This window comes from Rhodobacter aestuarii (assembly GCF_900156655.1).
Classification (GTDB): Bacteria; Pseudomonadota; Alphaproteobacteria; order Rhodobacterales; family Rhodobacteraceae; genus Rhodobacter; species Rhodobacter aestuarii.
In genome coordinates this window covers 216,189-239,860 of record NZ_FTOG01000004.1, presented here as the reverse complement: position 1 = coordinate 239,860, position 23,672 = coordinate 216,189, and the positions used below count along the sequence as shown (strand labels likewise).

The following is a 23,672-nucleotide window of genomic DNA, read 5'->3' as shown; positions in this document are numbered from 1 at the left end:
GCCATCCGGTCAGACGCCGGTTCAGCGGCGCGAGGGAGGAAAAATGGCAGATCATGGTGCTGCGGAGCAATCCGCGCAGTCGATTCCTGCGCTATTGGCGCGCAACGTCGAAAGGTTCGGGTCCCGTCCGGCCTACCGCGAAAAGGAATTCGGCATCTGGCAAAGCTGGACTTGGGCGGAAGCGGCCGATGAAATCCGGGCCATGGCGATGGGCTTTTTGAGCCTTGGCGTGGAACGGGGCGATCACATCGCCATCATCGGCCGCAACCGCCCGGCGCACTACTGGGCCATGGTGGCCGCGCAAATGTGTGGCGCGGTGCCAGTGCCGCTTTATCAAGACGCCGTGGCCGAAGAGATGGCCTATGTGCTGGAGCATTGCGGCGCGCGGTTCGTGGTTTGCGGCGATCAAGAACAGGTCGATAAGGTCGTCGAGGTCGAAGACCGCATCCACCACATTCAGCACGTTATGTATACCGACAAGCGCGGGATGCGGAAATACGACCATTCCCGCATGAATGCGCTTGATGACATTATCGCCGAGGGCAAAGCGGGCCATTTCCGCTATGAGGGCGAGATCGAAAAGCGCGTGGCCGAGCTGAATTACGACAGCACCTGCGTGATGCTTTACACCTCTGGTACCACCGGCAAGCCCAAAGGCGTGGTGCTTTCCAACCGCAATATCATCGAAACGGCGAAGAACTCCGCCGCCTTTGACCACCTTGGCCCCGATGAAGATGTGCTTGCCTATCTGCCGATGGCATGGGTGGGCGATTTCATCTTCTCCATCGGCCAAGCGATGGTGGCGGGCTTTTGCGTCAACTGCCCCGAAAGCCCCGAAACGATGATGACCGACCTGCGCGAGATCGGGCCGACCTATTTCTTTGCCCCGCCGCGCATTTTTGAAACCATGCTGACCAATGTAATGATCCGCATGGAAGATGCGGGCGATCTCAAGCACGGGCTGTTCAAGCATTTCATGGAATATGCCAAAGGCACCGGCGAAGAATTCGGGATGCCGCGCTATCGGGTGAAACGCTCCAAGCCCACATTGCGGCGGCGTTTCCGTTGGGCCTATCGCTTCTCGATGGGGATCGGGTTTGCCTTTGAAACGATGGTGGAAAACGCGGTGCGGCTCGCCATTGTGCGGCTGCGCCACCCGATGGAGCATCGCAAATATTTCAAAGCCAAAGGGCCTTTGCTCAACATCTACCCGCAACCTTTGCGCGATTACTTCAACTATCGCACCGGCGATGTGACGATTTACGCGCCGCTGAAAAATACGCTGGGGCTAAGCCGGATTCGCGTGGCCTATACCGCGGGCGAGGCGATCGGGCCGGAGATTTTTGAGTTTTACCGCTCGCTCGGCATCAACCTAAAGCAGCTTTACGGGCAGACCGAAGCCTCTGTCTTCATCACCCAGCAACCCGATGGGCAAGTGCGCGCCGATACGGTGGGCGTGCCAAGCCCCGGCGTTGAGGTAAAAATTGCCGAGAATGGCGAGGTGTTCTACCGCAGCCCCGGCACCTTTGTGGAATATTACAACAACCCAGAAAGCACGGCCTCGACCAAAGATGCCGAAGGCTGGGTGGCGACGGGTGACGCGGGCTTTTTTGAAGAAGGCACCGGACATCTGCGCATCATCGACCGCGCCAAAGACGTGGGCAAAATGGCTGATGGTCGGCTGTTTGCGCCCAAATATGTGGAAAACAAGCTCAAGTTCTACCCCAACATCCTTGAGGCCGTGGTCTTTGGCGCGGACCGTGACCGCTGCACCGCCTTTATCAACATTGACCTGACGGCGGTGGGAAACTGGGCCGAGCGGAACAACATCGCCTATGCCAGCTATCAGGAATTGGCGGGGCATCCGCGCGTCTATGAAATGATCCGCGAGCATATCAACGAGGTGAATGCGAGCGTGGCCCAAGACCCGATGCTGTCGGGCTGCCAAATCCACCGCTTCTTGGTGCTGCACAAAGAGTTGGATGCCGATGACGGCGAAATGACCCGGACCCGTAAGGTGCGCCGCAACGTGATTGCCGAGAAATTCGCCGATTTGATTGGCGCGCTCTATGACGGCTCAACCAGCATCTACACCGAGACCGAGGTCACCTACGAAGACGGGCGCAAAGGGGCGATCAAAGCCACTTTGCGGATTGAAGACGCCACCGTTGCGCCCGAGGCGCACGCTCACCGGGAGGCTGCGGAATGAAGGATATGGTCGAAGGCTACACCACCCCCGATGGTCGCCAGATCGGCGGCGTGTTGATGGAGTTGAAAAACATCACCCTGCGCTTTGGCGGCGTTGTGGCGATCAAAGACATCTCCTTTGACATCCGCGAGGGCGAAATTCGCGCCATCATCGGCCCGAACGGCGCGGGCAAAAGCTCGATGCTTAATGTGATCTCTGGCTTTTATGTGCCGACCGAGGGCGAGGTTTGGTTTCACGGCCAAAAACGCCCCGCGATGCGCCCCTATCAGGTGGCCAGGCTCGGCATTGCCCGCACCTTCCAAAACATTGCACTTTTCGACGGCATGTCCGTGCTCGACAACATCATGACCGGGCGGCTGACGCTGATGAAATCGGGCCTGCTCAGCCAAGCGATGTGGTGGGGCAGCGCAGCGGCGGAAGAAAATGAGCACCGCGAAAAAGTTGAAAAGATCATCGACTTCCTTGAAATTCAGAACATTCGGAAAACGCCAGTGGGCCGCCTGCCCTATGGCCTCAAGAAGCGTGTGGAACTCGCCCGCGCCTTGGCCGCAGAACCCAAGATCTTGCTTTTGGACGAGCCGATGGCGGGCATGAACGTCGAAGAAAAAGAGGACATGTGCCGCTTTATTCTCGATGTGAACGACGAGTTTGGCACCACCACAGTTTTGATCGAACACGATATGGGCGTGGTGATGGATTTGTCCGACCGCGTGGTGGTGATGGATTACGGCCGCAAAATTGGCGACGGCCCGCCCGATGAAGTGCGCAACAACCAAGACGTGATCGACGCCTATCTGGGGGTGGCCCATGACTGACCAGCTGCTTTACGCGACCGAAACGGCGCTGAATGGGTTGATGACCGGGGTGATGTATTCGCTCGTCGCGCTTGGGTTCGTGCTGATCTACAAATCTTCTGGCGTGTTCAACTATGCCCAAGGGGTGCTGGCTCTTTTCGCTGCGCTCACGCTCGTCGGCATTCAAAAAGGCCAAGTGCCGTTTGCGCATCTGATCAACGCCATGACCGGCGGCCATCTGGAAAGCTTCCCGTGGCAAGTGCCTGCGCTTTTGGCAATTTTGCTGACGGCCGGGGTGATGGTGATCATGGCAATCATCATCGAGAAATTGGTGCTCAAACACCTTGTGAACCAAGCGCCGATCATCCTTTTCATGGCCACCATCGGGCTCGCCTATTTCCTTGAAGGCTTTGGCGATGTGATGTGGGGCGCCGATATCAAAACGCTTGATGTCGGCCTGCCGCAGGGGATCAACGAAACGATTGAAACCGTAACGGGCGACCTGTTCGGCTACGGCTTCTTTATCGACAATCTCGATCTTGTGGCCACGCTTGTCGCCGTGCTTTTGGTGACCGCGCTGACGATCTTCAGCCAATATTCCAAGCAGGGCCGCGCGCTGCGTGCTGTGGCCGATGACCACCAAGCCGCGCTTTCTGTTGGCATTTCGCTGCGCTTCATCTGGATCTTGGTGTGGTCCATCGCGGGCTTTGTGGCGCTGGTGGCAGGCATCATGTGGGGCTCCAAATCGGGCGTGCAATTCTCGCTTTCGCTCATTGCGCTCAAGGCACTGCCGGTGCTGATGCTCGGCGGCTTCACCTCGATCCCGGGCGCCATTGTGGGCGGGCTGATCATCGGCATGGGCGAGAAGCTTTTTGAGTTCTGGATTGGCCCGCTGATTGGCGGCGCGACCGAGAACTGGTTCGCCTATGTGCTGGCGCTGATCTTCCTCGTGTTCCGGCCACAGGGCCTGTTCGGCGAGAAGATCATCGAGAGGGTGTGACGATGCTGCACGCGCAAGTTGAAAAACCAGTTGATTGCTGGGCCGGGCTGCGACATCCTGTCAAACCTGCGCCCCGTCAGGGAGAGGCGGCGCGCACGAAAGGAAGGTTGCATCACGCGCAGCCTCATATCGTGGCTGCGCAAGAGGTAGGGAGGCCTCTTCGCAATGACGCTGAAAACCTGTTCCATCGCCTTCACCATCGGCTGGCTGGCGGCCCTGACATTTGGTTGGATCGCCCTCGCCGCCCCGCCGGAAGAACCGGCGCTGATAAGAACCATCAACATCATGTTTGCCGCCATGGGCGCCGGAGCCGGGATCTGGTCCTGGATGCGGATCAAGCGCGGCTGCTGACGGGGAGCGCATCGGCCCTTCCCCGTGTCACAAAACGGGGGAGAGGCTGATGTTTTACCGCGAAGCAGGTGATTTCAAGACAAGCTACCGGGCCGACAGTCAGACCTTTCCGATCCGGCTGGACCGTATGGGCTATTTCGCAGCGTTGATCGTTGCCTATGCCGTGGTGCCCTTCTTCATTGATGACTATTGGGCGAATGCGGTCTTCGTGCCCTTCCTGATCTATGCAATCGCGGCGATTGGGCTCAACATTCTGGTGGGCTATGCCGGACAGGTGAGCTTGGGCACCGGCGGTTTCATGGCGGTGGGCGCCTATGCGGTCTACAAGCTGATGACCACCTTTCCCGAAGTGCCGTTCTTCTTCCATGTCATTTTGGCGGGCGGCGTGACGGCCTTTGTGGGCGTGCTTTTTGGTCTGCCGAGCCTGCGGATTAAGGGGTTCTATCTGGCCGTGGCGACGCTTGCCGCGCAGTTCTTCTTGGTCTGGCTCTTCAACAAAGTGCCGTGGTTTTACAACTACTCAGCCTCGGGCCAGATCACCGCGCCGGACCGCACGATGTTTGGCATCTACATCACCGGGGCGCAAACCTCAGCCGTCGCGAAATATCTGTTTTGCCTTGTGATCCTCACGCTCGTTGCCCTGATGGCGCGCAACCTGACACGCGGCACCGTGGGGCGCAAATGGATGGCCATTCGTGACATGGACATCGCCGCAGAGATCATTGGCGTGAACCCGCTTTCGGCCAAGGTCACAGCCTTTGCGGTCTCATCCTTTTTCATCGGCATCGCCGGGGCGCTGTTGTTCTCCGTCTACCTTGGCGCGGCGGAAGTGGGCGAATCCTTCGGCATCAACAAGTCGTTCTTGGTGCTCTTCATGGTGATCATCGGCGGCTTGGGCTCGATCTTTGGCTCCTTTGCCGGGGCGGCATTTCTGGTGCTTCTGCCGGTATTCCTCAAGAACGTGCTTGTGGGGGCCTTGGGCTGGCCCACCGATGTGGCCGCGCATCTGGAACTGATGATCGTTGGCGCCTTGATCGTGATCTTCTTGATCGTCGAACCGCATGGGCTCGCCCAGCTGTGGCGCATCGCCAAAGAAAAACTGAGACTCTGGCCCTTCCCGCACTGAGGGGCCGGCGCAAGACCCGGGCAACCGGCTGACAAGAACAATACGTCACTGGGAGGAAGAACGTATGAAAAAGAGCTTTGCTGCACTCGCGGCTGCGGCCCTTGTGGCCACCGCGGCCCCCGCATTGGCGGATCTGACGGTGCCGAACCTGAGCTACCGCACCGGGTCTTATGCAGCCAACGGCATCCCTTATGCCGATGGCTTTGCCGATTACTTCACGCTGCTTAATGAGCGCGATGGCGGCATTGGCGGCGAGATGGTCGCGGTGCCCGAATGCGAAACCGCCTATAACACCGAAAAAGGTGTCGAATGCTATGAGGGCACCAAGGGCCAAGCGGCGCTTGCCTATAACCCGCTTTCGACCGGGATCACCTACCAGCTGATCCCCAAAGTCACTGCTGACCACCATGTGCTTTACACCCCCGGCTACGGGCGCACCTCGGCGGCGAATGGCTCTGTGTTTGAATGGGTCTTCAACTACCCGGCCAACTATTGGGATGGCGCTTCGGTCGCGGTGAAATACCTGCTCGATCAAAGCGGCGGCGATCTTTCGGGCAAGAAAATCGCGCTCGTCTATCACAACTCGGCCTATGGCAAAGAACCGATCCGCACGCTCGAGGAACTGGCCAAGAAACACGGTTTCGAACTGAGCCTGCTGCCGGTTGACCCGCCGGGCCAAGAGCAAAAATCGCAGTGGCTGCAAATCCGCCGCGACAAGCCCGATTACGTGCTGATGTGGGGCTGGGGCGTGATGAACCAAGTCGCGATCCAAGAAGCCGTCAACATCCGCTTCCCGATGGAAAACTTCATCGGTGTCTGGTGGTCGGGTTCTGAAAACGACGTTGGCCCCGCGGGCGACAAAGCGATGGGCTATAAGTCGATCAGCTTCCACGGCGTCGGTGACGAATTCCCGATCTATGCCGACCTGAAGCAATATGTCTTCGACCCCGGCAAAGCGGCGGGCGCGGGCGATAACCTTGGCAACGTGCTTTACTCGCGCGGCATGTATGCGGCGATGATCATCTCGGAAGCGATCCGCACCGCGCAAGAAATGGCGGGCCATTCGGCGGTGACCCCGGAAGAGGTGCGCGAAGGGTTTGAAAACCTTAACCTCACGCAAGAACGCCTGACGGAACTGGGCCTGCCGGGCTTCGCGCAGGAAATCCACGCCACCTGCGCCGACCACGGCGGCCCCGGCTCGGCGATGATCTTGCAATGGGATTCGAGCACCAAGAAATGGAGCGCGGTCTCTGACTGGATCACCTCTGACGCCGACGTTCTGGACCCGTTGATTGCCGAAGATTCGGCGGCCTTCGCGGCAGAATCGGGCATCACGCCCCGCTGCAACTAAGCCACTCACGCCAATGCCCCCGGCTTACGGGCCGGGGGCTCCGCATAGGGAGACTGCCATGCTCGACGCCGCCAAGACCGAAGCCGATACGCTTTTGGAAGTGAACAATATCGAGGTGATCTACAACCACGTGATCTTGGTTCTGAAAGGCGTCAGCCTATCGGTGCCGAAAGGTGGCATCACCGCGCTTTTGGGCGGCAATGGCGCAGGCAAGACAACGACCCTTAAGGCGATCTCGAACCTTCTGCGCTCTGAACGAGGCGAGGTCACGAAAGGCGCCATCGTCTACCGCGGCGAGCGGGTGCAAGATATGTCTCCCGCCGATCTGGTGCGCAAAGGCGTGATTCAGGTGATGGAGGGGCGGCATTGTTTTGAGCACCTCACGGTCGAAGAAAACCTGCTCACGGGCGCCTATACCCGCACAGATGGCCGCGCCGAGGTGATGAAAGACCTCGAAATGGTCTATAGCTATTTCCCCCGCCTGAAAGAGCGCCGCAAATCCCAAGCGGGTTATACTTCCGGCGGCGAGCAACAGATGGTGGCGATGGGCCGGGCGCTGATGTCGCGGCCCGAAACGATTTTGCTGGATGAACCCTCAATGGGCCTTGCTCCGCAATTGGTGGAACAGATCTTTGAGATCGTCAAAGCCGTGAACGAGGGTGAAGGCGTGACCTTCCTGTTGGCCGAGCAAAACACCAACGTCGCGCTGCGCTATGCACATTACGGCTATATCTTGGAAAGTGGTCGCGTGGTGATGGATGGCCCCGCCAAACAATTGCGCGAAAACCCGGATGTGAAAGAGTTCTATCTGGGCATGTCCGATGATGGCCGTAAAAGCTTCCGCGACGTGCGCAGCTACCGCCGCCGCAAGCGCTGGCTGGCCTGATAACCCTCTGTATACATTAAATTGCTGCGCAGCATTTTGCAGCGCAGAAACCCCCTGACCGCAGCGAAAGGTCCCCCCATGAGCCGTTACTATGACGATCTGGAAACCCGCTCTGCTGATGCCCGTGCGGCGGCCTTGGCGCAGGCGCTGCCGTTAGCGGTTTCGCGCGCGCTCACGGCACCCGGTCTCGCAGCGCATCTGGGCGCAGTTGAGGCGGCGCAGATCACCAGCCTTGAGGCGCTCGCCACCCTGCCCGTGCTGCGCAAGTCAGACCTTGGCGCAGCGCAAAAATCGGCAGCACCCTTTGGCGGCATGACAACCAAGCCCGCCCATGCCTTTGCGCATATCTTCCAGAGCCCCGGTCCGATTTACGAACCCGGCGACACCAGCGCCGATTGGTGGCGCATGGGGCGGTTCTTGCATGCTGCGGGCGTGGGCAAGGGCGACATCGTGCAAAACTGCTTTGGCTATCACCTCACCCCCGCAGGGATGATCTTTGAATCCGGCGCGCGGGCCGTGGGTGCGGCGGTGTTGCCCGCAGGCACCGGGCAGACCGAGTTACAGGTGCGCGCGGCGGTTGATGTGGGCACCACGGTTTATGCGGGCACGCCCGACTATCTGAAGGTGATCTTGGATAAAGCCGCCGAGATGGGCGAGCAGTTGGCCATCACCCGCGCGGCGGTCGGGGGGGGCGCGCTCTTTCCCAGCCTGCGCGCAGAATATGCCGAGCGCGGCATTTCCTGCCTGCAATGCTATGCCACCGCCGATCTGGGCAATATCGCCTATGAAAGCCCGGCGATGGAGGGGATGATTGTCGATGAGGGCGTGATTGTTGAAATCGTTCGTCCCGGCACAGGCGACCCGGTCGCACCCGGAGAGGTGGGCGAAGTGGTCGTGACCTCGCTCAACCCAGGCTATCCGCTCATTCGTTTTGCCACCGGCGATTTGAGCGCGGTTTTGCCTGGCGTCTCGCCCTGCGGGCGTACCAATATGCGGATCAAAGGCTGGATGGGCCGCGCCGATCAAACCACCAAGATCAAGGGCATGTTCGTGCGCCCCGAACAAGTGGCCGCCTTTGTCGCCGCCCACCCAGAAGTCAAACGCGCCCGCGTCATTGCCACGCGCGAAGGCGAGATGGATGCGATGACGGTGCAGGTTGAGACCGAAACCTGCGAGCCGGAGCGTTACGCAGCAGGCGTGGTTGAGGCGCTGAAGCTGAAGGGCAAGATCGAGCTTGTCGCGCCGGGCAGCCTGCCCAATGATGGCAAGGTGATCGACGATCAGCGCAAATACGACTGAGCCGGAGCAATCGCCCCGGCCCGTTTAACTTTCAACGCTTTGGGGCGAATTTAGCCCGCAATCTTAGCCCCAGGTCGGGTGGAACCGATCCGCCGGAGACAGGGTGAAAATCTCCACGCCGTCGGCGGTCACGCCCACCGAATGCTCAAACTGGGCCGACAGCGATTTATCGCGGGTCACCGCCGTCCAATCATCCGATAGCACTTTGGTTTCGGGGCGACCAAGATTCACCATCGGCTCGATGGTGAAGATCATGCCCTCTTCAAGCACCGCGCCCGCACCTTTGCGGCCATAGTGCAGCACGTTCGGCGGGGCGTGGAACACGCGGCCCACGCCGTGGCCACAGAAATCACGCACCACGCTCATCCGCTGCGCTTCGACATAGCGCTGAATCGCAAAGCCAATATCGCCAAAGGTATTGCCGGGCTTCACTTGCTCAATGCCGATCATCAGCGCGTCATGGGTGACTTGGATCAGGCGTTCCGCTTTGCGCGACAGGTTGCCCGCCACATACATCCGCGAAGTGTCGCCAAACCAGCCATCCAAAATCACCGTCACGTCAATGTTGAGAATGTCGCCGTCTTTCAGGATTTTCGGGCCGGGAATGCCGTGGCACACCACATGGTTCACCGAAATGCAGGACGCGTGCTTATAGCCGCGATAGCCGATTGTCGCCGAGGTCGCGCCCAGTTCTTCCACCCGGTTGCGCACGAAATCATCCAGAACGGCCGTGGTCGCGCCGGGCACCACCAAGGGCGCCACTTCATCAAGGATGCGCGCCGCCACATGGCCCGCCGCCTGCATCCCCTCATATTCCGCCACATCGTAAATCCGGATACCGTCTTTGGTCACGCGTCCTTGGGCGTCAGTCACTGCACATCTCCTGCTTCGTGGGCCCTAGATAGTCACAATCGCGCCGCTTGGCCAGAGCCGGGCTTTTCCGCAACGTCGCAGCCGCTTATACCGATGCGCGAGGAGAGATCACATGCCCAACCCGACCGCAGCTATTTTGATCATCGGCGATGAAATCCTGACCGGGCGCACCCGAGAAGGGAACGCCCATCACCTCGCGGGGGTGCTGGTGCAACACGGCATCGACCTGCGCCAGATCCGGGTGATTTCGGACGATGCGCCCACGATCATCGCCGCCGTGCGCGAATTGGCGGGCGCGCATGATCATCTGTTCACTTCAGGGGGGATTGGGCCAACGCATGATGACATCACCGCCGATGCAGTGGCGGAGGCTTTTGGCAGGCACATCGGCGTGCGCGAAGATGCGCGCGCGATTTTGGCCGCGCATTATGCCGCGCGCGGGGTGGAATTTACCGAGGCGCGTTTGCGCATGGCGCGCATTCCCGATGGCGCGGCGTTGATCGACAACCCCGTTTCCGGCGCACCAGGCTTTAGCGTGGAAAACTGCCATGTGATGGCGGGGGTGCCTAATATCTTCCAAGCGATGGTGGCGGGGCTGGTGCCGCGCCTCGCGGGTGGCAAGCCGCTGATCAGCCGCAACTGGCAATTGATGGTGGCCGAAGCCGCCATTGCAGATGAGTTACGGCAACTGGCGGCAGATCACCCAGAGGTCTCTTTCGGCTCCTACCCTTTCGTGACCGATGGCCGTTACGGCACCAATCTTGTGGCCCGCGCCACTGATGAAGCCGCGCTCGCAGCGGCCTATACCGCGCTGCAAGCCATGTTCCCGGAGGGGCAATGACCGATTTTTTCGCGGTCATAGATGCCACTTGGCCCGCGGCCTCCACCCGCCGGGTTGGGGGGTTCGTGATCCGCGAAGGGTTGGGTGGCGGATCGCGGGTCAGCTGCGCGAGCCTAGAGGGAGCGTTTGATCAAGCCGATATCGCGGCGGCGGAGGCTGCGCACCGCGCCCTTGGCCAGCAACCCAAATTCATGCTGCGCCCTGAAGATACTGCGCTGGATGCGGCCCTAGAGGCACGGTGCTATGAGCTTTTTGACCCGGTGGTGATCTATACCGTCCCCATCGCGCAATTGCCGCAAGACGTGCCACCCGTCACCGCCTTTGCCCATTGGCCCCCCTTGGCAATTGCGCGCGAGGTATGGGACGAAACCAGCATCGGCCCAGAACGCCAAGCGGTAATGGCGCGGGCAACCGGCCCTAAAGCGGTTGTGCTGGGCCGCAAGCAAGACCGCGCCGCTGGGGCAGGGTTCGTTGCGATCCATGAAGGCGTCGCAATGGTGCACGCGCTTTCGGTTCTGCCGAGCTTCCGCCGCCACGGCCTTGCCCGCGCCATGATGGCCGAGGCCACCCGTTGGGCCGCCGAACAAGGGGCCGAAACGCTCGCGCTTGTCGTGACCCGCGCCAATGCGCCCGCCAATGCGCTCTACCGTGCCTTGGGCATGGCTGAAACCTGTTCCTACCATTACCGCCGCGAGGTCACCGCATGAAACGCTGGCTCGCCCTGCCCCTGATTTGCCTTGCAGCGCCTGCGGTGGCCGCGCCATTGCAACTCACCTTGCCACAAGGCGCGATGGTTTCCGCTGAGCGCGCCGCCGCCGGAACCTCTTATGAAATGCGCATCGGGCCTTGGCAGGAAGCTACGCTTGCAAGCCAGCATCTTGAGGGCAGCCGCACCGATCGGGCTTGGCGGTTGCGCGGCAATCAAGAAACCTCGCTTCAGATCTTTGCGCCCCTGCGCGCACAGATCGAAGCGGCAGGCTATGCCGTGGTCTATGAATGCGAGACGGATGCCTGCGGCGGCTTTGATTTCCGCTACGCGCTCGATCTGTTGCCCGAACCCGAAATGCATGTCGATTTGGGCGATTTTCGCTATTTGGCCGCGCGCCGGGGCGATGATTGGTTGGCACTAACGGTCTCCCGCTCCTCGGAGTCCGGGTTCGTGCATCTGACCAATTTCACCTTGCAGGAAGTGGCCGCACCGGTGCCGGCAACGCCCTTGGCCGCACCACAACCCTCCCCGCAGCCACAAGCGGAACAGACCAGCGATCTTGGCACCTTGCTTGAGGCCGAAGGCGCGGTCCCGCTGGATGATCTGGTCTTTGAAAGCGGGGCGGCTGCGCTCGGCAATAAAAACTACGAAACGCTCGCTTCGCTGGCCGATTATCTGGCGATTCACCCCGATGCGCGCGTCGCGCTGGTTGGGCACACGGACAATTCCGGCTCGCTTGCGGGCAATATCGCGCTTTCAAAACGTCGCGCCGAAGCTGTGCGGCAACGGCTGATTTCGGTGCATGGGGTTAGCCCCGCACAACTGAGCGCCGAAGGCGCGGGCTGGCTTGCCCCGCGTGCGTCGAACCTGACCCCAGAGGGGCGCGAGCAAAACAGAAGGGTCGAAGCCGTATTGGCCTCGACCCCCAAGTAACAGCGCCGGGCGGAGAGGCGCCGCGAAAACTCACCAGTTGTCAGGACCTTTGTCGTTGAAGGTCTGTGCCAGAAAATCAATGAAAGCGCGCACTTTGGGCTGCGTGAACCGGCCCGGCGGGTAAACCGCATAGATGCCAAGCGTTTCCATTGGCAGATCGGGCATGGCCTCTTCCACCAAACCTTGCTGCATCGCCTCGGCGTAAAGGAACGAGGGCAGATAGGCGATGCCCAGCCCCGCGATCGCGGCATGCAGCAGCGATTGCCCATCGTTCACCGTCAGCCAACCGGCAGAACGCACCTGCCGCCGCTCGCCCGAAGGCGCGGTGATCTTCCAAACATTGCCATTCGACTGGTTCGAATAATGCAAAAGCTTGTGTTCGTTCAGATCGTCGATCTTTGTCGGGCGACCGTATTTCTCAAAATAGCCGGGGGCCGCGATCATCCGCTTGGCGGTTTCCGTCAGCTTTCGAGCGCGAAGCGTGCTGTCTTCCAACTCGCCAACCCGGATCGCCATATCAAAGCCTTCGGAAATCAGCTCCACATAGCGGTTATTGAGCACCATATTCACAGTGATCTCGGGATATTCTTGTAAGAAATCCCCAAGCACGGGCGAGAGCAAGTTGACCCCAAAATCAGTTGCCACCGAAATCCGTAACAGCCCCGAGGGCGCGACCTGCATGGAGGTCACAAGCGCATCGGCCTCCCCCGCGTCGTTGAGCACACGTCGGGCGCGGTCATAATAGGCGAGGCCAATCTCGGTGGGCGACACGCGCCGCGTGGTACGGTTCAAAAGCCGCGCGCCAAGCCGCGCCTCCAGCGCGGAAACATGCTTTGACACCGCAGATTTCGAGATACCCATTTTCTTCGCAGCATCAGTAAAGCCACCCTGATCCACAACAGTGGCAAAGGCTTCCATTTCGGTCAGGCGGTCCATCGGTTATCCATCGGCAATGTTTCCTGTTCTCAAAAGCTTTCACCCTCAAATCGGGCGCAAATGGGACACACCAAGGACAATACCGGGGAAATTGCGGGGTTCGGTTAAGGCATGGAAACGATTGTTGCCTTGGTAAACCTAAGGTTAGTTTTGCCCGATCCGCCTCTCATTTCCGCAACTTACCCGCCATGACGCGGCGTTGGGCGTGACAGCGCAGGCCATCTGGCTAATCTGACCCAAAGGGAGGACATCATGAGCCAGTATCCGCATCTGCTAAGCCCGCTTGATTTGGGGCATGTGGTGTTGCCCAACCGTGTGCTGATGGGATCGATGCATACCAATCTTGAAGAAACCGGAGATTGGAACCGGGTGGCCGAATTTTATGCCACCCGCGCGCGCGGCGGTGTTGGGCTGATGGTGACGGGCGGCATGGCCCCCAATCGCGAAGGCGGGGTCTTTCCCGGCGCGGCGGGGCTGTTCACGCCTGAAGACATGGCCAATCACCGGATGGTCACAGACCGGGTGCATGACGCGGGCGGGCGGATCGCGATGCAAATCTTGCATGCCGGGCGCTATGCCTATGGGCCAGAATGCGTCTCGGCCAGCGCGGTCAAATCCCCCATCTCGCCCTTTCCGCCAAAAGAGCTGGATGCAGCGGGGATTGAAAAGCAAATCACTGACATCGCCACCGCCGCGGCGCGCGCCCGCGAGGCGGGCTATGACGGGGTCGAGGTGATGGGGTCAGAGGGGTATTTCCTCAATCAATTCCTTGTGCGCCATGTGAACCGCCGCACCGATGACTGGGGTGGACCGTATGAAAACCGGATGCGCCTGCCCGTTAAGGTGATGAAACGCGTCCGCGCGGCGGTGGGCCAAGATTTCATCGTGATCTTTCGTATCTCTCTGATTGATCTCATTCCCGACGGCTCAACTTGGGACGAGGTGGTGACGCTGGCCAAAGCGATTGAGGGGGCGGGCGCCACGATGCTCAACACCGGGATCGGCTGGCATGAGGCGCGCGTGCCGACGATTGCCACCTCTGTCCCGCGCGCGGCCTTTGCATGGCTGACGGGGCGTTTGCGGCCCGAGGTGGGGATCCCCGTCATCACCTCCAACCGGATCAACACGCCGGAGGTGGCCGAGGGCATCTTGGCCGAGGGAAAGGCGGATATGGTCAGCCTTGCGCGGCCCTTCTTGGCGGACCCCGATTTTGTGGCCAAGGCCGCTACCGGCCGCGCGGCGGAAATCGCCCCCTGTATTGGTTGCAACCAAGCCTGCCTTGATCATACTTTCTCGGGCAAAATCTCCACCTGTCTTGTGAACCCGCGCGCCGCGCATGAAACCGAACTGGTTCTGGCACCGGCGGAAAACCCCAAACGCATCGCCGTGGTGGGCGCGGGGCCAGCGGGCATGGCCTGCGCGATCACCTTGGCCGAGCGGGGCCATGCGGTGAAGCTTTTTGAAAAAGGTGCCGAGATTGGCGGGCAGCTTTGCCTTGCCCGCACCATTCCGGGGAAAGAGGAGTTTCACGGCCTCACCGACTGGTTCGCCACCATGCTGAAAAAAACGGGCGTGAGCCTGCGGCTCAGCACCGAGGCGACAGTGCGCAATTTGGGCGAGTTTGACGAGGTGGTGATTGCCACGGGCGTTGCCCCCCGCAGCCCCGGCATTGAAGGCGAAGCATTAGCCGTGAGCTACGCTGATCTATTGAGCGGGCGCGCCGAAGCTGGGCCGCGCGTTGCAGTGGTGGGTGCGGGCGGTATTGGCTTTGACGTTGCCGAATTCCTGACCGTGAGCGAAAGTCCAACCCTCCACCCCGAAGACTGGGCGCGCGAATGGGGCGTGGGCGATCCGGCGCAAACCCCCGGCGGCCTTGCTAAACCCGCGCCAAGTCCGCCCACGCGGCAGGTGACGCTTTTGCAGCGCAAGCCCGAAAAGCCCGGTCGCCGCTTGGGCAAAACCACGGGCTGGATTCACCGCGCCGCGCTGAACGCGAAAGGGGTGAAGATGTTGGGCGGGGTGAATTACGAGCGTATCACACCCGAAGGTCTGCACATCACCTTTGGGGAAGCGCGTGAAAACCCTACCTTGATCGCAGCCGAAACGGTGGTGCTTTGCGCGGGCCAAGAAAGCCAGCGCAGCTTGGCCGATAGCCTCAAGGCGCAAGGGATCGCGGCGCATGTGATTGGCGGGGCCGATATCGCGGGCGAGTTGGATGCCAAGCGCGCCATCGACCAAGGCACCCGACTTGGCGCGATGCTCTGAGATCACAGCAAATTTCCTGCCGAAAGCGCTTTCGTTTTCTGCCGCGCCCGCTAGGGTCTGCGCATGCTTTGGATCAACGATAATTTGGCACTTGCCGATTGGGAGCTTTCAGAAAGCTTCACCCGCGCCCAAGGGCCCGGCGGGCAAAACGTCAACAAGGTGTCGACAGCGGTGGAACTGCGCTTTGAGGCAGAGCGCAGCCCGCATCTAACGCCTGCGGTCAAAGCGCGCCTCAAGCGGATTGCCGGGCGGAAATGGACCTTGGATGGGGCGATTGTGATCCGGGCAGAAGAGACCCGCTCGCAAACGCGCAACCGCGAACTGGCCCGCGAGCGGCTGGCCGAGATGATCCGGGCCGCGCTGGTGGCCCCAAAGCGCCGCATTGCCACCAAGCCCACCAAGGGCAGCCAGCGCCGCCGCTTGGCGGCAAAATCCATCCGCGGCGAGGTTAAATCCCTGCGCGGGAAAGTGGGCGAAGATGACTGATCTAATCGCGCGGCGTGAAGCGCTTTTGGGCCCGAATGTGCCCACCTTCTATGATGACCCCGTGCATATTGTGCGCGGCGAAGGTGTTTGGCTTTATGATGCCAAGGGACGGCGCTACCTCGATTGTTATAACAATGTTGCACATTTGGGGCATTGTCATCCGCGCGTGGTTGAGGCGATCGCGCACCAAGCCGCGCAACTGAACACGCACAGCCGCTATCTGCATGAAGGCATTCTTGATTACGGCGAGCGGCTGGTGGCCAAGTTTGACCACGGGCTAAGCCAAATGCTGATGACCTGCACGGGGTCTGAGGCGAATGACGTGGCTTTGCGCATGGCGCAGGCGGTGACAGGAAAGACGGGTTTGATCGCCACCGACAACACCTATCACGGCAACACGACGGCGGTGGCACATCTGTCCACCCGCCGCCCGCCGATTGGCGGCTACCCGCCTCATATCCGCCGCGTGCCCGCGCCCGATAGCCTCGCGCCCTTGGGCGGCAGCCCAAAGGCGCAGGCAAAGGCTTTTGCCGCGAATGTGGCCCAGGCGATTGAAGAGCTAGAGCAAGCAGGCCACGGCTTTGCCGGTCTGATGCTCTGCCCGATCTTTGCCAATGAAGGGATGCCGGGGCTCGCACCGGGGTTTCTGGATGCTACGGTCAACGTTGTGAAACGCGCAGGCGGGCTGATTTTGTGTGATGAGGTGCAGCCCGGTTTTGGCCGCTTGGGCAGCCATTGGTGGGGGCATGAGCTTTTGGGCTTTGCGCCCGATCTTGTGACCTTGGGCAAGCCGATGGGCAATGGGCACCCGGTGGCAGCCGTCGTGGCCCGGCCCGATGTGATGGCGGCCTTCCGCAATGCTTTTGGCTATTTCAACACCTTCGCGGGCAACCCCGTTTCTTGTGCCGCCGCCAATGCGGTTTTGGATGTGATCGAAGACGAAGGTCTGGTGGAAAACGCCGAAGCCGTTGGCGCCTATGCGCTGGGGCTTTTGCTAGAGTTGCGTCACCCGTTGATTGCCGATGTGCGCGGCTTGGGCCTATTCTTCGCGATTGAATTTGCACGCGATGGCCTGCCCGATGGCGCCTTTTGTGGCCGCGTCGTGGAAGCCGCGAAGGATAGAGGCATCCTTTTGGGCCGCGTTGGACGCGCCCAGCACATTTTGAAAATGCGCCCGCCGCTGCCGTTTTCGCGTGAAAATGCGCAGATGCTGGCAACAACCCTCAAAGATATACTGCAAGAGATGCCCGCATGATGGATGACGCCAAAGCCTATGAACTGGCCGGGGCTGCGCAGCGCGCTTGGCTGTGCCAAGGCGCGCCGCTGCAAATGGTTTGGCGGTCTGAAAATATCGTCTTTGCCACCGTGCATGGTTCGGGCGCGAAACTCGCTTTGCGGCTACACCGCCCCGGCTACCAAGACCCGGCGGCAATTGCCTGTGAACTGGCGTGGTGCGCAAAGCTTGCAGATGCAGGCGTGGCTGTGGTGGAGCCGCTGCCCGCCGCCAGCGGAGCATGGGTCGCGCAAGTGCAGGGGATGACGGCCTCTTGCCTGCGCTGGATTTCGGGCAAACCGCTCGGTGCGGCAGATGAAAAACTTGAAGGCTCCGCCGTTTTGGAACGGGCCGAGGATTTGGGCGCACTTTTGGCGCATCTACACAATGCAGCCGATGCGGGCGCTTGCCCCTCGCCCTTCCCCCGTGCAGCCTGGGATCAAGACGCGCTTTTGGGCCCTGCACCCCGGCTCGGGCCGTTTTGGGAGAACCCAACGCTAAGCGCGGAGGAATCTACCCTTCTTCAACAGGCCCGCGAGAAGGCAGCGCTGATGCTGCCCCGCGCCACCGATTATGGCCCGATCCATGCTGACGTGCTGCGCTCGAATGTGATGGTCGAGGCAGGCAAGCTTAGGCTCATTGATTTTGACGACTGCGGGCCGGGCTGGCGGCTTTATGACTTGGCGACGGTTTTGATCCAAAGCTGGGGGGATCCGCTTCTTGGGGAGCATGCGCGACGACTTGTCGCGGGATACCGCAAACACCGCGCATTACCCGATGACCAGCTCGAACTCCTGCCACTTTTCCTTTCCCTTAGGGCATTTAGCTCTGCGGGCTGGGTGGTCACCCGCGCCGCCCAAGACCCAAAGCGGCAACGCAGCTATGCTCGCCGCGCGGTTGAACTTGCCCGGCTGCTGCTCAAGGATGCGGCTCCTTGGGAAGGAGTCGCATGATGGAGATGCCGCACTTTCTCGGCACCCTCATGGGCAAGAAGCCAGACGCTTTGCAAGTCGCGGCGCTCTGCCTGCGCAGGCCCGATGCCGAGACTACGAAAGATGTTGAGGTGCTGTTGGTATCCTCGCTGGATACCGGGCGCTGGATCGTCCCGAAGGGCTGGCCGATGCGCGGCAAGACCTTGGCCGAGGCGGCGCTGCGTGAAGCTTGGGAAGAAGCGGGCGTGAAGGGCACCGTCAAGCACGAACCCGTCGGCAATTATGTCTACACCAAGGTGCGCAAGACCGGCCTCGATCAGCGCTGCCAAGTGCTTTGCTTTATTGTTGATGTTGAAGAGCTTGAAGACAAATATCCCGAAGCCGGGCGGCGCAAACGCAAATGGGTTACCCCAAAAGCGGCGGCCAAACGGGTTCAGGAAAAAGATTTGAAGCTGCTTTTGCGCACGCTCTCGTGAATGCGGCGTTGAATTAAAGGCGCAAACAGTTTAGGCCCCCGGCCCGAATGTAACAGAATCCTGACGGCCCGGTAACGCGCGGCCAGATGGGTCGTTCGGGGACCGCAACCGTGACCACACCTCCCATCAATCAGTGGAAAACCCTCGACAAAGATCTCAAGCGGATCGGTCGGATCGAGGAAGCCGCGCAGTTTGTTGCCAAGCCGCTTGTGGCGCCGGGGCTGTCGATCGCCTTCATCGTGCTGGCGGCACTGGCGGCGGGCGTTTTGATGGGCGCACAGCCGGGCGCGTGGATCGTGATCGGGGCGGCAGCGATTGGCGCCTATATGGCGCTTAACATCGGCGCGAACGATGTGGCCAACAACATGGGTCCGGCGGTGGGGGCCAATGCGCTGACGCTTGGCGGCGCGTTGCTGATCGCCGCGATCTTTGAAACCTCGGGCGCGCTTTTGGCGGGCGGCGATGTGGTCAAAACCGTCTCGACCGGGATTTTGGCCCCCGATGCGGTGCCCGATGCCGCGCATTTCGTTTGGGCGATGATGTCGGCGCTTTTGGCATCGGCGCTTTGGTTGCACCTCGCAACATGGATGGGGGCACCGGTTTCCACCACCCACTCCATCGTTGGCGGCGTTGTCGGCGCCGGAATTGCCGCAGCGGGCTTTGCCGCCGTGAATTGGGGGGCCATCGGCAAGATCGCGGCAAGCTGGGTCATTTCACCGGTGATGGGAGGGCTGATTGCAGCCGCCTTCTTGGCGCTGATCAAGGCCAAGGTGATTTATGTTGAAGACAAAATCGCCGCCGCGCGCCGCTGGGTGCCGGGCCTTATTGGGATCATGACGGGCGCTTTTGCGACCTATCTGGCGATCAAGGGGCTGAAACGCATCATCCATGTCGAGCCGTTTAGCGCGGTGATGATCGGCCTTGTGCTCGGCCTTGCGGCATGGGCGCTTGCGGTGCCGCTGGTGCGCCGCCAATCGCGCGATATGGAAAACCGCAAAAAGTCGCTCAAGAAGCTCTTCACGCTGCCGCTTGTGGTTTCGGCGGCGCTTCTCTCCTTTGCGCATGGTGCGAATGATGTCGCCAATGCCGTGGGGCCGCTGGCCGCAATTGTGCATGCGGTTGAAGCGGGCGAATTGGCCGACAACGTCACCGTGCCGCTTTGGGTGATGGTTGTGGGGGCGCTTGGGATCTCGGTCGGGCTGATGCTGTTTGGGCCGCGCCTGATCCAGCTTGTGGGGTCCGAGATCACCAAGCTGAACGCCATGCGCGCTTTTTGTGTGGCGCTTTCTGCCGCCATCACGGTGATTGTCGCCTCTTGGCTGGGCCTGCCGGTATCATCCACCCATATCGCCGTTGGTGGCGTCTTTGGTGTGGGCTTCTACCGGGAATGGCACTCCGAACGCCGCTCGCGGATGCTTGGCCTGCAAAAGGGCAAACCGGTCCCGCCCGAGGAACGCTCGCGCCGTTTGCTGGTGCGCCGTGCACATATGACCACCGTCGCCGCGGCTTGGGTGATTACCGTGCCCGCCTCGGCGCTATTGTCGGGGCTGTTGTTCCTGATGCTAAACGCGCTGGCCGGTTAAACCAGCACGTCCATGCGCTCTTGCGCGCCCACCTCAAACACCCGGCGGTAGCGCGAAATCTCGCCCGCCGGGCCAGTGGCTTTTTCTGGGTTGTCGGACAGTTTGACCGTGGGCCGGCCATTCGCCGCCACCGCTTTGCACACAAGGCTAAACGGCCCCAAAGCATCGCCGGGCACAAGGTCGCGGAAATCATTCGTCAACAGCGTGCCCCAGCCGAAGCTGACCTTCACCCGGCCTTTGAACCGTGCGTGCAATTCTTCGATCTGCGCCACATCAAGTCCGTCAGAAAAAATCACCAGCTTTTGCGTGGGGTCTTCTCCACGCGCCTTCCACCAGTTGATCGCCGTTTCCGCGCTTTCAAACGGGTTGCCAGAATCGATGCGAATGCCGGTCCACGCCGCCAGCCAATCGGGGGCGCGCTCCAAGAACCCCTTGGTGCCATAGGTGTCGGGCAAGATGATGCGCAGATTGCCATCATGCTCTTCATGCCAGTTTTCAAGCACCTTATAGGGCGCATCGCGCAACTCGGCATCGCTATCGGCCAGAGCCGCCATTACCATCGGCAATTCATGGGCGTTGGTGCCCACGGCCTCTAGGTCGCGCCGCATCGCAATCAGACAATTCGAGGTGCCGGTGAACGCCCCGCCTTGAGAGGCTTCGCCCAAGCCCTCGACCATCGCCTGCACGCACCAATCTTGCCACAAAAACCCATGCCGCCGACGGGTGCCGAAATCGGCGATCTTGAGCCCGTCGATGCGCTTGAGCCGCTCGATCTTTTCCCACACGCGAGTCATGCCGCGCGCATAAAGCACTTGCAGTTCAAACCGCTTCATCTCGCGCAGCACCGCGCGCGAACGCAGCTCCATCAAGATCGCCAGCGCCGGAATTTCCCACATCATCACCTCGGGCCAATTGCCCTCAAAGGTGAGTTCGTATTGGCCGTCGCGCTTTTCCAGATGATAGGGCGGTAATTGGAAGGTCTCGAACCATTCCATGAAGTCAGAGCGGAACATCTGCCGCTTGCCGTAAAAGGTATTGCCGCGCAGCCAAGTGCTTTCGCCCCGGCTAAGCCGCAGCCCGCGCGCATAGTCCAACTGCTCGCGCAACTCGCCCTCATCAATCAAATCCGCCAGCCGGATCGATTTGGTGCGGTTGATCAGCGAAAACGTTACCTGCGTATCGCGGTTATTGCGATAGACCGACTGGCACATCAGCAGCTTGTAAAAGTCGGTATCCAGCAAAGACCGCACAATCGGGTCAATCTGCCAGCGGTGATTGTAAACGCGGGTGGCGATATCGACCATGTCTTAGGCTTCCAAGGTCACGCCAGCGGCCAGCATCGCTGCACGCGCCGCATCCAGCGAACCGTTCAAATCAATCGCGCGACAGGCGCTTTCCAAAACGCGCACCTCAAAGCCAAGCTTCGCCGCATCCATCGCCGACCACGCCACGCAATAATCGAGCGCCAAGCCTACAAAGGTCAGCCGCGTCACGCCTCGGTCGCGCAAATAGCCCGCAAGCCCGGTTTGCGTTTCATGGTCGTTTTCAAAGAAGGCAGAATAGCTGTCGATCGGCGCGCGAAAGCCTTTGCGCAAGATCAGATCGGCCCGCTCCACATCCAGCGCCGTATGAAAGTCAGCCCCTTCCGAGCCCTGCACACAATGCACCGGCCACAGCGTCTGCTTGCCGTAGGGCATATCAATTTCAGAAAACGGCTCCGCGCCTTGGTGATTGGCGGCAAAAGAGGAATGGTTTTCCGGGTGCCAATCTTGCGTCAGCACCCGCACCGGGAATTGGCCCATCATCGCATTGACCTGCGGCAGAATTTCATCGCCCCCCGCAACAGCCAAAGCGCCACCGGGGCAGAAGTCATTCTGAATGTCGATGACAATCAACGCGTCGCGCGGCTCGGTCATACTGTCCCCCATCCGGTTTTCAGACCCAATGGGTAGGCCGCAGGCGCAGCAGGGTCAATGTTTCGCGCATTGGCGCCGTTGCCACAGGGGCACGGCGCCGCGCAAATAGGCAGGTTAGTGCGTGCACTTCTGCGTCAGATGGTTGCACCCTTGGGTGACTTGCGAGCCGGAACCCGGGAAGTCGAGCCGCGGCATATCAAAGCTCCACCCCCCCGCAACAGCGGCAGAAGCGGTCATCGTGGCAACCACAAGGCCGATAATGAGGCGTTTCATCGTGGATCTCCTTTTCTGAACCACTTGGTTCACATGATCTATATGAACTCATCGGTTCACTTTTTCAAGATGAAAATGAACTAGATAGTTCACATTATTCGGTTGTATGCTCCGGGAATGCCGCTACTTTAGAACAATTCTAACCAGGATGACGCCATGCTCCCCGGAATTGCCTCTCGCCGCCGCTTCAAAGACCTGTCCGAACAAGAGATTCTCGCGCTTGCGATTTCTTCAGAAGAAGATGACGCGCGGATCTATCGCAGCTTTGCGGAGCGCCTGCGCGAAGACTATCCGGGCACGGCAGCGGTGTTTGAGGGCATGGCGGAGGAGGAAGACGGCCACCGCAGGATGCTGATCGACCGTCATGCCGCGCGCTTTGGTCAGGTGATTCCCCTCATTCGCCGCGAACACGTGGCGGGCTTTTACAATCGCAAACCCGTCTGGCTGGCCGCGAACCTGTCGCTTGAAGCGATCCGTGCCGAGGCTGAGGATATGGAGCGCACGGCAGGCGCTTTCTACACCCGCGCCGCCCAGCAAACCACCGATGCCGATACGCGCAAGCTTCTCGGCGATCTTGCCGCTGCGGAACTCGGCCACGAAAAACATGCCGCAGCGCTGATGGAAGAAAACCTCGATGACGACACCAAGTCCGAGGAAGACCAAGCCGCGCATCGGCAATTTGTGCTGACATGGGTGCAGCCGGGGCTGGCGGGGTTGATGGATGGCTCTGTCTCCACCCTTGCCCCGATCTTCGCCACCGCCTTTGCCACGCAAGACACCAAAACCACTCTGTTGGTCGGTCTTGCCGCGGCGGTAGGTGCAGGCATCTCGATGGGCTTTACCGAAGCCGCGCATGATGATGGCGTGATCTCCGGTCGCGGCTCCCCGCTCAAACGCGGCCTTGCCTCTGGCATCATGACGACGGTGGGCGGTTTGGGCCACGCCCTGCCCTATTTGATCCCCGATTTCTGGACCGCGACCACCATCGCGATGATCATCGTGTTCGTCGAGCTTTGGGCGATTGCGTGGATCCAGAACAAATATATGGAAACGCCGATCTTGCGCGCCGTCACGCAGGTGGTGATTGGCGGCGCCTTGGTCTTTGCGGCGGGCGCGCTGATCGGCGCAGGCTAGGGGATGGTGCTGGCGCTTGGCGCATG

Annotated in this window: 23 protein-coding genes; 18 read left to right on the top strand and 5 right to left on the bottom strand. The window is 60.6% G+C overall.

The genetic code is table 11. The features are described from left to right. Positions 1-43: 43 nt before the first annotated feature. From BW967_RS07700 to BW967_RS07665, 8 genes are all read left to right on the top strand, one after another. A complete protein-coding gene (locus BW967_RS07700) occupies positions 44-2,209 on the top strand; it encodes an AMP-binding protein (RefSeq protein ID WP_076484478.1) in 2,166 nt (721 codons plus the stop codon). After that, on the top strand, positions 2,206-3,024 hold the full coding sequence (locus BW967_RS07695) for an ABC transporter ATP-binding protein (RefSeq protein ID WP_076484477.1): 819 nt from the start codon (positions 2,206-2,208) through the stop codon (positions 3,022-3,024). The genes BW967_RS07700 and BW967_RS07695 overlap by 4 nt, the downstream gene beginning before the upstream one ends. Beyond that, the gene (locus BW967_RS07690; RefSeq protein ID WP_076484476.1) at positions 3,017-4,003 is read left to right on the top strand and encodes a branched-chain amino acid ABC transporter permease; all 987 of its coding nucleotides are present in this window, start codon (positions 3,017-3,019) and stop codon (positions 4,001-4,003) included. The genes BW967_RS07695 and BW967_RS07690 overlap by 8 nt, the downstream gene beginning before the upstream one ends. A 165-nt stretch (positions 4,004-4,168) precedes the next feature. Beyond that, complete coding sequence (locus BW967_RS07685; RefSeq protein WP_076484475.1) at positions 4,169-4,354, top strand: hypothetical protein; 186 nt, start codon at positions 4,169-4,171, stop codon at positions 4,352-4,354. 49 nt (positions 4,355-4,403) lie between these two features. Continuing rightward, positions 4,404-5,480 carry a branched-chain amino acid ABC transporter permease gene (locus BW967_RS07680; RefSeq protein ID WP_076484474.1) on the top strand — a complete coding sequence of 359 codons (1,077 nt, stop codon included), beginning with the start codon at positions 4,404-4,406 and terminating at the stop codon, positions 5,478-5,480. Between the two features lie 64 nt (positions 5,481-5,544). Beyond that, positions 5,545-6,831, top strand: coding sequence for an ABC transporter substrate-binding protein (locus BW967_RS07675; protein ID WP_076484473.1), 1,287 nt, complete (start codon positions 5,545-5,547; stop codon positions 6,829-6,831). 58 nt (positions 6,832-6,889) lie between these two features. Continuing rightward, positions 6,890-7,717, top strand: coding sequence for an ABC transporter ATP-binding protein (locus BW967_RS07670; protein ID WP_076484472.1), 828 nt, complete (start codon positions 6,890-6,892; stop codon positions 7,715-7,717). Positions 7,718-7,795: 78 nt separating this feature from the next. Next, complete coding sequence (locus BW967_RS07665) at positions 7,796-9,016, top strand: phenylacetate--CoA ligase family protein (RefSeq protein ID WP_076484471.1); 1,221 nt, start codon at positions 7,796-7,798, stop codon at positions 9,014-9,016. Positions 9,017-9,079: 63 nt separating this feature from the next. Here BW967_RS07665 and map read toward each other — a convergent pair whose 3' ends face one another. Next, on the bottom strand, positions 9,080-9,889 hold the full coding sequence (map, locus tag BW967_RS07660; RefSeq protein ID WP_076484470.1) for a type I methionyl aminopeptidase: 810 nt from the start codon (positions 9,887-9,889) through the stop codon (positions 9,080-9,082). Positions 9,890-10,001: 112 nt separating this feature from the next. Between map and BW967_RS07655 the strand changes: the two genes are divergently transcribed. Genes BW967_RS07655 through BW967_RS07645 form a run of 3 tightly spaced genes read left to right on the top strand, consistent with a single transcriptional unit; the run spans position 10,002 to position 12,372 of the window. After that, positions 10,002-10,730: a competence/damage-inducible protein A gene (locus tag BW967_RS07655; protein WP_076484469.1), complete on the top strand. Its 729-nt coding sequence runs from the start codon at positions 10,002-10,004 to the stop codon at positions 10,728-10,730. Continuing rightward, complete coding sequence (locus BW967_RS07650) at positions 10,727-11,437, top strand: GNAT family N-acetyltransferase (protein ID WP_076484468.1); 711 nt, start codon at positions 10,727-10,729, stop codon at positions 11,435-11,437. Before BW967_RS07655 ends, BW967_RS07650 begins: the two co-directional genes overlap by 4 nt. Further along, entirely contained in the window at positions 11,434-12,372 is a 939-nt protein-coding gene (locus BW967_RS07645) for an OmpA family protein (protein WP_076484467.1), read from the top strand. The genes BW967_RS07650 and BW967_RS07645 overlap by 4 nt, the downstream gene beginning before the upstream one ends. 30 nt (positions 12,373-12,402) lie before the next feature. Here BW967_RS07645 and BW967_RS07640 read toward each other — a convergent pair whose 3' ends face one another. After that, a complete protein-coding gene (locus BW967_RS07640; RefSeq protein WP_076484466.1) occupies positions 12,403-13,308 on the bottom strand; it encodes a LysR family transcriptional regulator in 906 nt (301 codons plus the stop codon). A gap of 252 nt (positions 13,309-13,560) precedes the next feature. On the opposite strand from BW967_RS07640, the gene BW967_RS07635 reads away from it, so the two are divergent. The 6 genes from BW967_RS07635 (at position 13,561) to BW967_RS07610 (ending at position 20,323) form a co-directional block, all read left to right on the top strand. Beyond that, on the top strand, positions 13,561-15,573 hold the full coding sequence (locus BW967_RS07635; protein WP_076484465.1) for an NADPH-dependent 2,4-dienoyl-CoA reductase: 2,013 nt from the start codon (positions 13,561-13,563) through the stop codon (positions 15,571-15,573). A gap of 63 nt (positions 15,574-15,636) precedes the next feature. Continuing rightward, positions 15,637-16,059 carry an alternative ribosome rescue aminoacyl-tRNA hydrolase ArfB gene (arfB, locus tag BW967_RS07630; RefSeq protein WP_076484464.1) on the top strand — a complete coding sequence of 141 codons (423 nt, stop codon included), beginning with the start codon at positions 15,637-15,639 and terminating at the stop codon, positions 16,057-16,059. After that, positions 16,052-17,314 carry an aspartate aminotransferase family protein gene (locus BW967_RS07625; protein ID WP_076484463.1) on the top strand — a complete coding sequence of 421 codons (1,263 nt, stop codon included), beginning with the start codon at positions 16,052-16,054 and terminating at the stop codon, positions 17,312-17,314. The genes arfB and BW967_RS07625 overlap by 8 nt, the downstream gene beginning before the upstream one ends. Beyond that, on the top strand, positions 17,311-18,285 hold the full coding sequence (locus tag BW967_RS07620) for a phosphotransferase enzyme family protein (protein ID WP_076484462.1): 975 nt from the start codon (positions 17,311-17,313) through the stop codon (positions 18,283-18,285). Before BW967_RS07625 ends, BW967_RS07620 begins: the two co-directional genes overlap by 4 nt. Further along, entirely contained in the window at positions 18,282-18,740 is a 459-nt protein-coding gene (locus tag BW967_RS07615; protein ID WP_076484461.1) for an NUDIX hydrolase, read from the top strand. The genes BW967_RS07620 and BW967_RS07615 overlap by 4 nt, the downstream gene beginning before the upstream one ends. An 86-nt stretch (positions 18,741-18,826) precedes the next feature. Next, positions 18,827-20,323 carry an inorganic phosphate transporter gene (locus BW967_RS07610; protein WP_076484460.1) on the top strand — a complete coding sequence of 499 codons (1,497 nt, stop codon included), beginning with the start codon at positions 18,827-18,829 and terminating at the stop codon, positions 20,321-20,323. On the opposite strand, the gene pncB is transcribed toward BW967_RS07610, so the two are convergent. The 3 genes from pncB to BW967_RS18680 form a co-directional block, all read right to left on the bottom strand. Next, entirely contained in the window at positions 20,320-21,627 is a 1,308-nt protein-coding gene (pncB, locus tag BW967_RS07605) for a nicotinate phosphoribosyltransferase (RefSeq protein WP_076484459.1), read from the bottom strand. The genes BW967_RS07610 and pncB overlap by 4 nt on opposite strands. A gap of 3 nt (positions 21,628-21,630) precedes the next feature. Continuing rightward, the gene (gene pncA / locus BW967_RS07600) at positions 21,631-22,239 is read right to left on the bottom strand and encodes a bifunctional nicotinamidase/pyrazinamidase (protein ID WP_076484458.1); all 609 of its coding nucleotides are present in this window, start codon (positions 22,237-22,239) and stop codon (positions 21,631-21,633) included. A gap of 114 nt (positions 22,240-22,353) precedes the next feature. Then, complete coding sequence (locus BW967_RS18680) at positions 22,354-22,512, bottom strand: hypothetical protein (RefSeq protein ID WP_170952620.1); 159 nt, start codon at positions 22,510-22,512, stop codon at positions 22,354-22,356. A gap of 156 nt (positions 22,513-22,668) precedes the next feature. Between BW967_RS18680 and mbfA the strand changes: the two genes are divergently transcribed. Continuing rightward, the gene (gene mbfA / locus BW967_RS07595; RefSeq protein ID WP_076484457.1) at positions 22,669-23,646 is read left to right on the top strand and encodes an iron exporter MbfA; all 978 of its coding nucleotides are present in this window, start codon (positions 22,669-22,671) and stop codon (positions 23,644-23,646) included. The last annotated feature ends 26 nt before the right edge of the window (positions 23,647-23,672 follow it).